The sequence below is a fragment of the Streptomyces sp. NPDC002513 genome, assembly GCF_053595355.1.
In genome coordinates, this window is sequence record NZ_JBSFXK010000031.1 from 1 (window position 1) to 13,486 (window position 13,486).

The 13,486-nt window shown below is 69.9% G+C and carries 14 protein-coding genes and 1 pseudogene; 6 read left to right on the forward strand and 9 right to left on the reverse strand.

What is annotated here, in order from left to right; genetic code table 11:
- The coding region (locus tag ACWD5Q_RS20660) for a transposase (RefSeq protein WP_451428472.1) at positions 1–394 on the forward strand (394 nt) is incomplete at its 5' end.
- A 217-nt stretch (positions 395–611) separates the two neighbouring features.
- On the opposite strand, the gene ACWD5Q_RS20665 is transcribed toward ACWD5Q_RS20660, so the two are convergent.
- From ACWD5Q_RS20665 to ACWD5Q_RS20675, 3 genes are read right to left on the reverse strand one after another with little or no spacing between them, the layout of a single operon-like run.
- Positions 612–1,871, reverse strand: coding sequence for a tyrosine-type recombinase/integrase (locus tag ACWD5Q_RS20665; protein ID WP_451428473.1), 1,260 nt, complete (start codon positions 1,869–1,871; stop codon positions 612–614).
- Positions 1,871–2,062 carry a helix-turn-helix domain-containing protein gene (locus ACWD5Q_RS20670; protein ID WP_451428474.1) on the reverse strand — a complete coding sequence of 64 codons (192 nt, stop codon included), beginning with the start codon at positions 2,060–2,062 and terminating at the stop codon, positions 1,871–1,873. Before ACWD5Q_RS20670 ends, ACWD5Q_RS20665 begins: the two co-directional genes overlap by 1 nt.
- Positions 2,059–3,768: a replication initiator gene (locus tag ACWD5Q_RS20675; protein WP_451428475.1), complete on the reverse strand. Its 1,710-nt coding sequence runs from the start codon at positions 3,766–3,768 to the stop codon at positions 2,059–2,061. The genes ACWD5Q_RS20670 and ACWD5Q_RS20675 overlap by 4 nt, the downstream gene beginning before the upstream one ends.
- A gap of 307 nt (positions 3,769–4,075) precedes the next feature.
- Between ACWD5Q_RS20675 and ACWD5Q_RS20680 the strand changes: the two genes are divergently transcribed.
- A complete protein-coding gene (locus ACWD5Q_RS20680; RefSeq protein WP_451428476.1) occupies positions 4,076–4,504 on the forward strand; it encodes a GntR family transcriptional regulator in 429 nt (142 codons plus the stop codon).
- A 625-nt stretch (positions 4,505–5,129) separates the two neighbouring features.
- Here the strand turns inward: ACWD5Q_RS20680 and ACWD5Q_RS20685 are convergent.
- Together ACWD5Q_RS20685 and ACWD5Q_RS20690 are read right to left on the reverse strand one after the other, a co-directional pair.
- Positions 5,130–5,708, reverse strand: coding sequence for a hypothetical protein (locus ACWD5Q_RS20685; RefSeq protein ID WP_451428477.1), 579 nt, complete (start codon positions 5,706–5,708; stop codon positions 5,130–5,132).
- Positions 5,705–6,184, reverse strand: a complete 480-nt coding sequence (locus ACWD5Q_RS20690; protein WP_451428478.1) for a hypothetical protein — start codon at positions 6,182–6,184, stop codon at positions 5,705–5,707. The genes ACWD5Q_RS20685 and ACWD5Q_RS20690 overlap by 4 nt, the downstream gene beginning before the upstream one ends.
- 439 nt (positions 6,185–6,623) lie before the next feature.
- On the opposite strand from ACWD5Q_RS20690, the gene ACWD5Q_RS20695 reads away from it, so the two are divergent.
- Together ACWD5Q_RS20695 and ACWD5Q_RS20700 are read left to right on the forward strand one after the other, a co-directional pair.
- A complete protein-coding gene (locus tag ACWD5Q_RS20695) occupies positions 6,624–6,878 on the forward strand; it encodes a hypothetical protein (RefSeq protein WP_451428479.1) in 255 nt (84 codons plus the stop codon).
- Positions 6,879–6,928: 50 nt separating this feature from the next.
- Positions 6,929–7,360 (forward strand): hypothetical protein, encoded by a 432-nt coding sequence (locus ACWD5Q_RS20700; RefSeq protein WP_451428480.1) that lies wholly within the window; start codon positions 6,929–6,931, stop codon positions 7,358–7,360.
- A gap of 175 nt (positions 7,361–7,535) precedes the next feature.
- On the opposite strand, the gene ACWD5Q_RS20705 is transcribed toward ACWD5Q_RS20700, so the two are convergent.
- The 3 genes and pseudogenes from ACWD5Q_RS20705 to ACWD5Q_RS20715 form a co-directional block, all read right to left on the reverse strand.
- Entirely contained in the window at positions 7,536–8,912 is a 1,377-nt protein-coding gene (locus ACWD5Q_RS20705) for an IS1380 family transposase (RefSeq protein WP_451428481.1), read from the reverse strand.
- Between the two features lie 240 nt (positions 8,913–9,152).
- A pseudogene (locus ACWD5Q_RS20710) lies at positions 9,153–9,923 on the reverse strand (transposase); the annotation flags it as partial.
- Positions 9,924–9,936: 13 nt separating this feature from the next.
- On the reverse strand, positions 9,937–10,110 hold the full coding sequence (locus tag ACWD5Q_RS20715; RefSeq protein ID WP_451428482.1) for a transposase domain-containing protein: 174 nt from the start codon (positions 10,108–10,110) through the stop codon (positions 9,937–9,939).
- 216 nt (positions 10,111–10,326) lie between these two features.
- Here ACWD5Q_RS20715 and ACWD5Q_RS20720 point away from each other — a divergent pair, with 216 nt between their 5' ends.
- Both ACWD5Q_RS20720 and ACWD5Q_RS20725 read left to right on the forward strand, forming a co-directional pair.
- Positions 10,327–11,601 (forward strand): alginate lyase family protein, encoded by a 1,275-nt coding sequence (locus ACWD5Q_RS20720; protein WP_451428483.1) that lies wholly within the window; start codon positions 10,327–10,329, stop codon positions 11,599–11,601.
- 132 nt (positions 11,602–11,733) lie between these two features.
- A complete protein-coding gene (locus ACWD5Q_RS20725; protein WP_451428484.1) occupies positions 11,734–12,207 on the forward strand; it encodes an acyl-CoA thioesterase in 474 nt (157 codons plus the stop codon).
- Here ACWD5Q_RS20725 and ACWD5Q_RS20730 read toward each other — a convergent pair.
- On the reverse strand, positions 12,167–13,378 hold the full coding sequence (locus ACWD5Q_RS20730) for an MFS transporter (RefSeq protein ID WP_451428485.1): 1,212 nt from the start codon (positions 13,376–13,378) through the stop codon (positions 12,167–12,169). The genes ACWD5Q_RS20725 and ACWD5Q_RS20730 overlap by 41 nt on opposite strands.
- Positions 13,379–13,486: the final 108 nt, after the last annotated feature.

The window sequence follows — 13,486 nt, forward strand, 5'->3', positions numbered from 1 at the left end:
GCGCTACCAGACCTTCGCGACCAACCATCGCCGGGGGCAGATCGCCCACTTGGACGGCCGGCACCGCAAGCACGCCAGGGTCGAGCCCAAGATCCGCGATCAGAAGGCCTCCGGGATCGGCCTGCTGCCCTCGCGCGAGTTGAACGTCAACGCCGCCTGGCTCACCGCCGCCACCCTCGCCGCCGATCTCCGCTGCTGGTTCCAACTCCTCGCCCTGGACGGCGAGATGACAAGGGCCACTCCGAAGACGTTGCGCTACCGCGTCCTCCACGTGCCCGCCCGCCTCGTCCGCGGCCAACGGAAACGACGCCTGAAACTTCCCGACACCTGGCCCTGGGCCGACATCATCATCCGCGCCTTCCGGCGCATCCTCGCTCTGCCACACCCCACCTGACCAGTACGAACGATCACATCGAGCGCCGAGAGGAGGGCCACCAGCAGGCCCCGGGCCCGTGGAACCCGGCGTCATCCGGCACGTCAGCCGACGCGCACCCCTGACCGGCACCGTCCCCGGACAGGAATCAACGCGACATCACGGACGCAAGATCAACCGGCTACCGCCGTGAAACAACGAGGCGGGGTCGAGTTCTTCCGGATCGAGAAGGTGGCGGTCACCCGCTACACCTATCGGGGCAACAAGATCCCAACCCCCTGGCCCGCCACTGCCTGACGACAGACACCGTGGAGAGCCCGTTACCGAGAGATCGGTACGGCGGGTTCGGCGAGCGGCCCGGGGAAACGGACCGGGAGCAATCCCGGCACCGCGCCCCGGGCCGACTCAACAACCGGATCAGCCGCAGGTGGGCATCGCGGAGCAGGGTGTTGAAGTGCCGGGTGAGCGTGGCGGGCTCGATCGGGTGCCCGTCCGGGCGCGTGAAGACGTAGCCACTGGCCCGCCAGCCCGCACCAGCCTGCTCCGTCTCCTGCGGCTCCTGCTGGGCGTGGTGAGCACGCAGCGAGGTGACGCAGGAGGCCGGCAGGGCGATGCGGCGCTCGGAGCTGATGGTCTTGGTCGGCAGTCCTGCCAGGCCGCTGCTGCGGGTGCGCTGAAGGGTGCGGCGGATGCTGGCGGTGCCGCCGTCGAGGTCGAGATCTTCCCAGCGCAGCCCGAGGAGTTCGCCCTTGCGCAACCCGGTACGAAGCGCCAGCTCGAACAGCGCGGCGAGCCGGTGCCCTTGGGCGGCGGCGAGGAACTGCCGGGCTTCGTCGGCGGTGAGGGGGTTGAAGCGGCGGGGTCGGGGTGTGCCGGTGCGCACGTTGCGAGCGACGTTGCGCGGGATCTCTTCCTCGCGGACGGCGTGCTCCAAGGCGGATTTGAGCACGGAGTGGATGTAGGCGAGCGTGAGTGGGGAGAGCCGTTTGCGGCAGCACTGGCCGAGTGCGCAGCAGCGCGGGCGGCGGCTGGCTTGGGCGTTGGGGTCGCGTCGGGCGTCGGTGCCGCGTGCGCAGCACTGGCAGACGGTCCGCAGGTCGTTGAGCCAGGTGCGGACGTCCTTGGCGGTGAGCTTGGCGAGCTTCTTCCGGCCGAGGCCCGGTATGAGGTGCTGGTGCACGACGGCGGTGTAGCGGGTGTGGGTGGTCTCGCGGAGGTGGTGCACCGCGACGTTCTCCAGCCAGTACGTCAGAAAGGCCGCGACGCTGCCCTGGGCGGTGACGGCGGGTATGCCGCGGTTGCTGCTGGCGATTTTCTCGGTCAGTTTGGCCAGTGCCTCCGTGCGCGAGTTGCCGTAGACGCGGACGCGTTTGCGGGTGTTGCCGGGGGCGAGGACGTATCCGGCGGCTTCCCAGCGGCGGTCTTTTCGCTGGTAGACGGTTCCGTCGCCGTTGGCGCGGGTGCGGCGGGAGGCGGGGGTGTCGCGGGGCGTGGTCATCAGGCGGCGGCTTCCTGGTCGAGGCGGGTGCGGATGAAGTCGGTGAGGGCGTGGGCGGGGATGCGGCGGGCTCGGCCGAGGGTGAGGGAGGTGAGTTGGTGGGTGCGGATGAGGTCGTAGACGGCGGTGCGGCCGAGTTGGAGGCGTTCCATGACCTGGGGAACGGTGAGGAGTTCCGTGCCGACGGTCACGTGACGGCCCCCGCCCGGGCAGCGCTGGTCAGCCGATCAGTGGAGTGACCGGCGCGGTCACCAGAGTGTTCCGAGCGCCGGGTTCGGGTCGTTTGCTCGGGTCGGGGCTGTCGCGTCGCGGCCAGGAGGTTGGCGAGGTGTTCGAGTTCGGGCAGGAGGCCGGTTCCGGCGTACTGCCAGTGGGAGATGACCAGCGTCGTGTCCGAGCCCACGCGCTGACCGGCGATGTTGCGGTGACCGGGGGCCAGGTCAGTGGGGTGTCCGGCGCAGTCATCGACCGGACTGCCGTCCGTCTGGCCGGCCTGCGGCTCAGCCAACGTTGGGGCTGGGGTCTGGGGATCAGGTTGACCGGTTCGCCAGGCGGTACGTTCGGCTCGGAGGTGGGCGAGGGTGGTGGAGTAGTGGCGGGTGCGGGGGGAGAAGTGGCCTCGGAAGCCGAGCATGTGGGCCCATTGCCGCAGTCGGAGGTGGGCGTGCCGGCGGTTGGTGGCGAGGTGCCAGGCTGTGTGGATCATGCGGCGGGCGTGGTCGGTGATGTCGTGGGTGGCGAGTTCGGCGAGGAGGCGGAGGCGGCGGTCGAGGGTGCCGGTGGTGGTCTCGGCGCCCTTGGTGGCGTACTTGGCGATGTAGGCGGCGACGTGCCGCTCGGTGACCGGGCCGCCGCCGGTGAAGTCCGTACTGCGGATCGCGCGGACGTCGATCTGCCGCCCGAACCGGAACACCAGCCGCCCTGCCCGATCTGAGGCTTGCGGAGGGGAGACGGGGATGTGCCCGGCGGGCTGCGGTGGCCTCGGCGGTTCGCCCTCGTGGTGGACACGGGTGCGTGTGGCGGCGGCGCGGACGGCGTGGTCGAGGAGCTGGACGGTGGCCCAGGCGGGCGGGGTACTGCCGGGGCCGGTGGGTCCGTCGAGCCGGATGACGGCGTGGAAGTGGACCTGGCCCCGTTTCTGGTACTCGGCGACCTTGGCGTACGACAGGGTGGCGTGGTGCCGCAGGTCCCGCTGCGTCAGCCCCGCCGCCTTCGCGATCTCCCGCCGCAGGTGAGTGGTGAAGCGTGCCCACAGGGCCGGGGCGTGCGCGTTCCACAGCACCGCGCCCGCGTAGTCGTAGCGCTCGGGATCGAGCGGGGTGCCGAGGAGTGGGTCGTCGTCGGGGTGGATCTGGCCGCAGTGGCAGCGGCCGGTGTCGGGCTGGTTGTGGACGGGCCCGAAGCCCGGTGCGGTGAGGGTGGCGAACACGCGGGGGTGGGCGGAGACGCTGGTGGGGACGGTCTTGCCGCCGCGCAGTCCGGCGGCGATGAGTTGGTAGGTGTCGTAGCGGTAGACAGTGGAGCAGGCGGGGCAGCGGGTGACGCGGCGGTTGCCACAGCGGACCAGCAATTCGCCCGCCGGGAGCCGGCCGGAGTCGAAGCGGTCGAGGATCTCGCCGGTCGCGCTGTCGAGTCGGGTGCGGTGCCCGGTGAGGCGGATCGGGTGCGCGCAGCCGCCGAGTCCGGCTATCTGTCGTGCGAGGGATGCGAGTTGGCCGGTGGCGGCGAGCTTCGCCAGCTTGGCGGTGAGCCTGGCGCGCCGCTCCAGCGCCGACCGCCCTGCCGCCGCTGAGGCGGTGGCGTCCGCTGGGCGGGTCGGCGTCGTGAACGTCGACGACGAGGGACGTGAGGTGGCTGGAACGGACGCGGGGTACGGGAGTGGGAGCTGTGCGGGCATGCGGAAAGGAGCCTTTCGGCGGGAGCGCGGAAGCGGTACGGCGCGGGGCGGCGTGAGCAGGCCGAAGTGATCGGCTCACAGGGGAACGGGCGCCTCGGAGTTGGGCGCGGGGCCGGACCAAGGGGCTGGTCGGCAGGGCGCGGTGGTGATCACCGGCGGGTGCGTGACGTTAACATCGCCTCACGGGCGCATTCAAGTGCATCCCTCCTGATTCCTTTCTGGTAGGTGGTGGGGCGCAGGTAGTGTGGGGCCGGTTTCCTGGTTTGGACGGGCCGGATTTCGCTGGTAGAGGGCGTGGAAAGCGGGGGTGACCGGCGTGGTGGTGGCGAGGCGCGGGCGCAGGCCGGCGGGCGACGGGGTGCGGCTGACGTTCGAGGTCATCGCCGAGACCCTGCGCGAGCGGATCCGCTCCGGCGGACTGCGGCCGGGTGACGCGCTGCCGACGCAGGCCGTGCTGATGCGGGAGTTCGGGGCAGCGAGCCTGACCGTGCAGAAGGCCATGACCCTGCTGAAGCAGGACGGGTGGGCAGTCTCCCGCCCCGGCAAGGGCGCCTTCGTCGCCCACCCCGACGACGCCGATGACCTCGACAGCCCGGAGGCGACCGCCCCCGTCGGCGGGACGACTGCCCGCGTCGAGGCGTTGGAGCTGGCGCTGGCCGAGGCTGTCCAGCAGATTGCCGACCTTCGTGGCCGCGTAGAGGTTCTGGAGGTGGGCAGCGGCGGGCCGGGTCGCTGACCCGCCGTGCCGGGACGCAGGTCAGGGCTGTGCGTTCAGATTTTCTCTACGAGGTTCAAGGCGGGCCGCGCCCGCCGGAGCTGGCCGAACATTGCCGACTGACCCACCGTCGGGCAAGTAGCCGAGGTCTGCGCGAGGCGCCGGTAGACGGCCGGACCCAGGCGCGAGCTGGGCCCAATCTGGTGTCGCCAGACGCATGTTGTGGGCGTGGAGCCCTCGCGCGTCGCACAGCAAGTTGTCGCCTACGACCGTCCTACGGCCGGATCGCAGGCAAGGGCCGGCCAGGGAGCCGACCTTCCGCCCGTCACGTCAGCTCACCGGGGGCGGTGGCTGGCGTTTACCTCCGGCGGGGAGCGAAGCTCCCGGCCACCTGCTGAGCGGCGGACCCGTTCCCGTCCGGCGTCCGGACGTGCGACTCCTCTGCGGTGACCGCCGCCCGTCGAGGCCGGCCCACCGCCGGGCCGGCGGACGCATGTCAGTCCAGGCGGAAGCGGACTGAGCATCAGGCGACCGGCAGGGCGACCGGGCCGACCACAACCTGGCTGCTGGTGCGTCGGCAAGTTAGCCCGTTGGATATCCCAACGGGCTAACCAACGGGAAGAGGGCCGACCCAGGGGGTCGACCGTCAACGTGCCTCGCCGGGCTCACCATCGGGTGGGTGGATGGCGTCTCCTCCGGCAGGGGAGCGAAGCTCCCGGCCACTCGCCGTCGACCGGATCGCCTCCCGCCCCGGTCCCGCGCTGCCAGACTGACCGACGCACCAGCCCCGCCGCACGCCGGCCGAGGGCCGCCCCGGTAATCGAGCGCCCAGCCGCTGAAAGCCCCCGGACCGCCCACCTGCCCAGGTCGGGGCCCGGGATCGGGCAGGCCGCCGGCCCAAGGTCGCGCCAACAGCTGCGGTGCGGTCGGCGTCGTCGACCAGGTACCAGATGCGGCCGCCGCCGGTGACCTCGTACTGCCAGCGCTCCAGCGTCTGCCCCTTCCAGACCGTAGAGCCGAGCTTGCCCTTGAGGCGATGGTGGCGCTCGGGGTCGTCGGCGGCCCGCGGGGCGGATCGGATCTTGTCGAAGGCGCGACGGAGGTTGCCTGCGGCGTGGCGGGAGAGGTGGTCCCAGCCGTTGGCCGCCTCGGTGTTGGCGAAGCGTAGGTCGAATTCGTCGCCGATCGGGGGTGGGGCCGCGCGGTCACCGCGCTTGGGGCTCACTCGGTGGTCTCGCCTTCGGGTACGGGGACAGGGCCGAGGTCGCCGTCGGGCTCGCGGGTGAGGAAGTCGTGCAGGGCTGGGTCGGCGTAGATCTCGGCACTGTGCCGCCACTGGGCCAGCAGCAGCGCGATGGGAGCCAAGTTCTCCAGCGCAGCAGCCCCGCGGGCAGTGTCCACGAGCTCGCCCAGCATCGCCTCGACGTCGTCCTCCGGGAGGAAGACCGACCAGGGCAGAGCATCAGGCAGGGCCTGGCGCAGTGCGGCGGTGTTCTCGGTACGGACCAGCGCTGCGAGCAGGCGCGCGGTGAAGTCGACCACGGTGGAGTCCTGCTCCAGCTGGTCGGCCCGAATGAGCGCCAGGTCGCCCGCGTCGCGTCGGCGCAGGCGCAGTGCGCGGACCGCGTCCAGACGCCGGGCAGTGGCAGCGGGGTGGTGGAGCAGTTCGCTGAAGGGCACGTCCTCGTAGGCCGTCGTCATGACATCCACAGTAGCTCGGATGTCCTGGCTCGGGTAGCGGATCGCGGTCCGGGCGCTGCTCGACAAGGAAATGATCGCGATCACTGCCGTGCGATCCGAGCGGCAATAGGTCTACACCTCTGACGGCAACGCTGACGGCAACCGGACCCGACACCACCGCACTTCCACGGACGTCAGCGGACTGCCGAATCGCCGTTGACCTGCGAAAACGCAGGTGGGGAGGGTCGCGTAGCACACGTACTATGTGCTGGCGGGCGGCGTCCCGATCTTGGTTCATAATTCCTGTGGACCCGACGGCGAGAACGGCGAGGGGACTCCAGCAGGTGAAGCGACCGTCCATTTGGATCGGCCCGCGGCGCACGCGCTCATTACGATTAGGTCCGGGGACGAAGTTCTAAGCACTGAGCAATTTGGCGGAGTGGGAAATCCGGAGAATGGAGTGTCGACGTTCGATCCGGCGACGCTTTCTCCCACGACGATTAACGTCCGGATTCCGCTGCCTAATCCCGAAGCTGCCATGGCCTATGCCGAGGTTCAGATGGCAAAGACCGCTAGAGGCGTCTATCCAAGCTACGACCTAGAAGATCAGAGCTGCGTCACCTACTGCGCGCAGGTGCTGAGGGCTGGTGGTATTTCCGATATTCCCTTGGATACAAACAGTGCGCTCAGATGGCTAATCAGACGTCATGGGTAGTATTGTGCAGCCGCGGCTGTCACATAGGCCAAGGGTCAGGGAGGTTGGGCATGGCATGGCCGGAGGGATGGGACTGGCTCGATGAGCTGCCCATTTGGGATCCGCCCGAGGAATTGCGTGGGCCGGTGAGGCCCGTCGCGATTAACCTCGCGATCAAGATGCTGTCGTGCGACATTTTGAGCAACGAAGTCCGCGTACTTGTAGGCGGCTTCGTTGCCGAGTATTCGCTGTATAATCTATGGTTCCTTCGCGATGCGAAAGCGTCGGGAAAGGATGCGCGACAGCTGGCTCGGTTTTCTGGTCTTGCTCGCGAGCAAACTCGGCTCGTATATGAGTCTTGGCAGAGATTTCAGGATGCTACTTCGAGTCAGGGTGAACATTCGGAAGTCCGCAAGTCGATCCAGCTGCGAAGTCAAGAACTTTCTGAAGCCCTAAGCCGTGCTGTGGATGTCCTTCGGGACGCCAAGAGTTCGCCGCAGTAGGGTGCCCTGCTTAACCTCGATCTTTCGTGACAGTCCGTCAGGTTCTCTGGCAGGCCGTTTTGGTCATTCGGGCTGATCACGGGCAGGTCTGCGGCCCGGCTGTCGCGTCGGGTGGGCGCCGGGTTCCACGGCTCCGGCCGGGTGGTAACTGCTCGTAGGGACGGGAAGCTGCTGGTCAGCCAGGGTTCGGCAGGACCGTGAGCCGTTGCAAGGCTTCGGTGATTACGTCGGTCCAGGGCCAGCGCTTCGCGAGGCGGAGGATGCGGCGCCGGCCTGTGGTGGCGAGTTGGGCGGCAGCGGAGAACAGCCGCAGCCTCAGGCGCTTGGGTTCCCACAACCGGGCGGAGCCGGTCAGGGCGAGCATCGGCATCCAGGCCAGCAGGTCGAGAGCGATCTGGACGATCTCCAGCCATATGCGGTTCTGCGCGGTGTCGTGGAGAGGCAGGTTGGTAAGGCCGGTGGCGCGGGCGGCGCGGATGCGGTCCTCGGCGCGGGCCCGCTGGCGGTGCCGCAGTTCCAGCGCCGCGATCGCGGCGTCCTGGGTGTTGGTGGCGAACGCCGTCAGGCGCATGCCGTCGGCATCGGTGAAACGCAACTGGGCGCCGGGATGCGGGCGTTTCTTGCGGACGATCAGCCGCATGCCCTGCGGCCAGCCGTCCAGTACATCTCCGGCGAGTTCGGCGACCCAGGCACCGTCACGGATCTCGCCGCCGGGTTCGACGGCCGGCGTCCACACAGAGGCGGGGATCTTCAGCACTGCCTGATGGATCTGCTCGGTGATGGTCATGCCGACCGAGTACGACAGCCACCGGCCGCGCGCGGTGAGCCAGTCGAGGAACGTGTGGGTGCCGCCGGCTGAGTCGGTGCGGATCAGGGTGCGCCGACCGCGCCGGAACTTCTTCGGTAGTTGGGCCAGCGCCATGCGGGTGGTCTCGATGTGGTCGGCGGCGGTGTTGCTGCCTGCCCTGCCCGGCCGCAGCAGCCCGGCGACCGGCTCTCCGGTGCCGCCGCGTCCATGGTCGACGAATGCCATGAGCGGATGATGCCCATAGGTCTTCTTCCAGGTCCGTGTGGCGTCCTCCTTGTCGGAGTGGGCCAGCACCAGCACGCCGTCGATGTCCACGATCACCTGCCCGTCGGCGTTCGGAGCATCGGGCCCGGCCAACTGCCAGATATGGTCGCGGACTTCGGCCCGTGCGGTGCGGACGGCGGCCAGCGCCCCAGAGCCCGCTGCGGCAAGCGTGTCGACCAGGCGGGAGACAGTCGGGTCGGAGGCCACCGGCCCGAAGAGGGCCGGTTCGGCCCGCAGCATCGTGATATCGGCCAGGCAGTCCCCGCCCAGGGCGGTCACGAGCGCAAGGTCCAGCAGGATCTTGCCTGGGTCGTGCACCGCCCGCGGCTTGCACCACGGCGCCAGCGCCGCCGACAACGCAGCATCCACACCGCTCTTGCGGACCGTCTCCACCAGCAGGACCGCACCGGCCTGCGAGACCACCGCACGGCCGTTGCCCTCGACTCGGACAGGCGGGTACGACCCGCTACGCTTCTTCACCCGGGGAGTGCTTCTCTCTTGACGACGACCAGGACCTTCGACAAGCCCTATCGTCCCAGGTCAGAGGCACTCTTCGCTTATTTGATCAACCCTCGGACGGCCCCTACGTGAAAGCCCGAGGTTAATGCTTTTTTGTCTGCGTGCCTCTTGGTTTGGCGACCTGGGGCGTTTCCTCAAGAAAGGCTGTGGCCCCGCCGGTGGGGCCACAGGCATGTCTGACGGCAGTAGTTGACGGCAACGTCAGCGGACGGGTGCTGCACAAGGCGGCGGATCGTCTCCGGCGTCGCCCTCGGCCCGGTCGCCGAGTGCGTGTCCGAGGAGGTCGATGGCCTGGCGTTGGAGGCGGAGGTGGACGTGGGCATAGATGGTGGCGGTTACACCGATGCGAGCTTGGCGGCCTGTTTCCGAGGGGGGAAAGTCCGTCCCGACGGTGCGTCGGACGGCGGCGAGGGCGTTCTTGAAGCTGATGTGCGTCACGGGCAGGCCGGCGCGGTGGGCGGTGTCGGCGGTCAGGTGGTGCAGGGCCTGGTAGACGCAGAGCATGGCCCACAGTTCCTGCTCGATGAGGGCGGGGCTGTTCGAGCGCAGGGTTGCGCTCCGCCCGCCGCGCCGCTCGATCTTGATGTTCTTGTAGATCGTTTCGCTGGTCCACCGGGCGGCGTACAGCTCGGCGAGTTCGTCGGCCGGCGCCTGGGCGGGGTCGAGCAGTGTGGTGATCAGGCAGAACAGCTCGGAGGTCTGTTCGGTGGCGCCGTCCTCGCCGAGGGTGGTCGTGGTGACCGTGTACTCGATGACCCGTACCGGCATCCGCTCGCTCTTGCGCCTGCCGCGCAGTTCGCTCAGATAGGTGCTGTCGGGAAGGACCTCGACCAGCGGGAGGCGGTAGGACTCCGAGACACGCCACAGGAGTTGGGTTCCCGTTGCCGCCGCGGCGGTGCACAGGCCGTACGCCGGGAAGCCCCGGTCGGCCATCAGCAGCATCCCCGGGGCCAAGTGGGGCAGCAGCCTCCGGGCGAGGGTGCGCTCACCGGCCGCGAAGGAGTCGAATCAGCGTCGAAGGCAGCGACCGTGTCCGCTCCTCCCGCGCCCCCGCCTCCTCGACCGCCAGGTCCACCAACTCGGGCGTGAAGGTACGCGTGAGCAGCCCCAACCGCAGCCGCTCCGGGTGGCTCCCGCCAGCAACATGATCACTTGGCACGAGTCCCAGGCTCTACCTGATCAAGATCAACTAATCGAACGAGGTTGGACGCACGCCCGTCACCGTGCAGCTTCCAGCGCACGCCAAGGTCCACGGTGAAGCTTCTCTTTCTCTGTACGTGAAGAACTGTCCGAACCATTGTCAGGGGGACCAGGCGGTCCTACGCTCACACGGTCCCACTCATGAACTGCGTTCACATAGATGATCGGAGCCTTGATGAGTGCACGATCCCGCCTGGCCGCCCTGCTGGCAGCGGCGACCGCCTTCGCGGCCGTCGCGGTCGCCGGCGTACCGGCCGCCTCCGCCCACGCGGCCCCGAACGTCCCCGCGACCGCCGTCCTCGACGGAGCCCGGTTGCAGCAGACCAGACTCCGCCTCGACGATGGGGACCCCGGGCTGCGGAGTGCGCTCAGGAGCCTGACCGCGCGCGCCGACGCCTGGCTGGGCCAGGGGCCGTGGACGGTGGTCGACAAACCGAAGCCCGCGCCCGGCGGGGACGTCCACGACTACCTCAGCCAGGCCCCCTACTGGTGGCCCACGCAGCCGAAGACCGCGGACAACCCCTGGGGCTGCCCCTATGTGCAGCGCGACGGGCAGCGCAACCCCGAGGTCGACAGCGGAACGGACCGCCAGGACGTGGAGAAGGTCTTCGACTCGTCCTACGACCTTTCGCTCGCGTGGTACTACACCGGCAAAAAGCAGTACGCCCAGAAGGCCGCCCAGGTCCTGCGCACCTGGTTCCTCGACCCGGCGACACGGATGAACCCCAACCTGGACCACGGGCAGTTCATCCCGTGCAAGTACGACGGCCGCGCCATCGGCATCATCGACTTCTCGCAGTCCTACACCAGCGTCCTCGACGCGATCGCCCTTCTGAACACCGGCGCTCCGGGCTGGTCCACGGCGGACCGGACCGCGATGCAGCAATGGAACGTCGCCTTCCGTACCTGGCTGACGGACAGCGCCTTCGGCAAGGAGGAGGGCGCCGCCAAGAACAACCACGGCACCTTCTACGACATGCAGCTCGCCGCCCTCGCCTACGCGACCGGCGACAAGGACCTCGCCCGGCGGACCGTCCTCGCCGCGCGCGCCGCGCGCATCGACCCGCAGATCGCGGGGGACGGCAGTCAGCCGCAGGAACTGGCCCGGACGCGCAGCTGGCACTATTCGACCTTCGACCTGGTGGCGTACACCCGGCTCGCGGCCATCGGACGGCATGTCGGCGTGGATCTGTGGTCCTACCAGGGTCCGGACGGGCAGAGCCTGTTCAAGGCCGTCGACTATCTGCTGCCCGCCGCCACCGGTGCCGCGTCCTGGAGCCATCCGGAGCTGGAGTTCTACCGCTACGCGGCGACGGACGTCGTGCACGCGGCCGCGGACGCGGGCGACGCCCGGGCCGCGCAGGCCGTCCACCTGCTTCAGGCCCCGCCCGGCGGTGATCTGTGGGCCCTGCGTCCCGCCGCCGAGCAACTGGATTCCATCGCGGGCTGAGACCGCCGGGGGAGAGGCGCGTCGCGGGCGGGCTCCTGGAGAGTAGGCGGCTGAGCAACCGCTTACCATGGGTCTGTTCCAGCGCCGCACTGTCGCGAGCGCCTCTCCAGACCCTGTCGAGGAGCCCCGCCCGTGACCGCCGAAGTCCAGCCCGCGCCGGTCGAGTCCGCGCCCGTACCGTCGTACGGCCGGCTGATCCCCGTCACCGTCCACTTCGACGACCTGGACGCACTCGGGCTGCTCCACAACGCCCGCTATCCGGTCCTGGTCGAGCGGGCCTGGGCGGCGCTGTGGCACGAGCGGGGCTTCGGCTTCGAGGGCGACTGGCAGGCGGCGGGCGACTTCTGTAACGCCGTCAAGGAGCTGCGGATCAGTTACGAGACCCCGGTGAGCAAGCCGGGCGCGTACGCCGTGCACCTGTGGCTGGAGCGGCTCGGGACCACCGGCCTCACCTACGGGTTCCGGTTCTGCTCGGCCGACGGAGCGGTGACGTACGCGCACGGCACCCGGGTCCTCGTCCGGCTCGACGCGGCGACGCTGCGCCCCACGTCGTGGAGCGAGCGGTTCAGGGCCGTGGGCCGGGAACTGCTGCGTCCGGCCGGCTGATCCTCGGACGGTCCCGGTCGCCCGCGCGCAGCACCCCCGCGAACGCGGCGAGTCCGCAGGCCAGCACCGTCACCAGGCCGAACGACACCACGAGGCTGGTCGCCTGGGCCAGTCCGCCGATCGCGCTCGGCGCCACCAGCCCCGAGGTGTAGGTGATGGTCGCGACGCCGGCGATCGCCTGGCTGGGGTTCGGTCCGCTGCGCCCCGCCGCCGCGAAGCACAGGGGGACGACCACCGCGATGCCGAGGCCCATCAGCGCGAACCCGGCCATCGCCACCGCCGGATGGCGCGCGCTCACGATCAGCAGGCCCCCGAGGACGGCCAGGACGCCGCTCGCCCGCACCGTGCGCACCGAGCCGAAACGGTCCACCACCTTGTCACCCGCGATCCGGGCGACGGCCATGGTGAGGGTGAAGCCCGTCGTGCACGCGGCGGCGAGCCCGGCGGAGGTGTCCAGCTGGTGCCGTAGATACACGGCGGACCAGTCCAGGCTCGCGCCCTCCGCGAACACCGCGCAGAACCCGATGGCACCGATCAGCAGCGCCGACTTCGGCGGCAGCGCGAACCGGGGCGGCGGCTCCTCGTCCTCCGTGGGCCGAAGGTCGAGCACCCAGGTGCAGGCGACCAGCCCCAGCACAGTCAGTACGGCGGACGCCAGGGCGTGATGCACCCGGGCGTCCGAGCCGAGGTGCGCGGCGAGCGTGCCGGCCGCCGAGCCCAACAGGGCGCCCGCGCTCCACATGCCGTGCAGTCCGGACATGATCGACCGGCCCAGCCGGTTCTCGACCTCCACGCCGAGGGCGTTCATCGCGACGTCCGATGTGCCCGCCGCGGCGCCGTAGACGAACAGCGCCGGGCACAGGGTGAGCAGGTTCGGGGCGAGGGACGGCAGGACCAGGGAGAGCGTCCACAGGGCGAGCAGGCCGCGCAGGGCCGTGCGGGCGCCGAAGCGATGGGTGATGCCCCCCGCGAGCGGCATGGCGACGGACGCGCCGAGCGCGGGGAACGCCAGCGCCAGTCCCAGCTGGCCGGCGCTGACCGAGGCGTGGTCCTGGATCCATGGCACCCGGGTCGCGAACGAGCCGGTGACGGCGCCGTGCACGGCGAACACGGCGGCCACGGCATACCGGGCGCGCCTCACCTCGCGCTGCGTGGAACCCCTGTCGGTCATCACGCTCATTCTCGGGCCCCTCCCAAGGTGTCCGCCCCGCTGCGGGCGTAAACTATCAGGAACCCTGCCTGATAGATAGGGCGGGGAAAGGAGCCGCCCCTCGAACGG

Bases quoted from the DNA above. Each gene is read 5' to 3' on its own strand.
- ACWD5Q_RS20730 (WP_451428485.1), bottom strand. From the start codon at position 13,378: ATGACCGACAGGGGTTCCACGCAGCGCGAGGTGAGGCGCGCCCGGTAT.
- ACWD5Q_RS20720 (WP_451428483.1), top strand. From the start codon at position 10,327: ATGAGTGCACGATCCCGCCTGGCCGCCCTGCTGGCAGCGGCGACCGCC.
- ACWD5Q_RS20690 (WP_451428478.1), bottom strand. From the start codon at position 6,184: ATGACGACGGCCTACGAGGACGTGCCCTTCAGCGAACTGCTCCACCAC.
- ACWD5Q_RS20675 (WP_451428475.1), bottom strand. From the start codon at position 3,768: ATGCCCGCACAGCTCCCACTCCCGTACCCCGCGTCCGTTCCAGCCACC.
- ACWD5Q_RS20700 (WP_451428480.1), top strand. From the start codon at position 6,929: ATGGCATGGCCGGAGGGATGGGACTGGCTCGATGAGCTGCCCATTTGG.
- ACWD5Q_RS20665 (WP_451428473.1), bottom strand. From the start codon at position 1,871: ATGACCACGCCCCGCGACACCCCCGCCTCCCGCCGCACCCGCGCCAAC.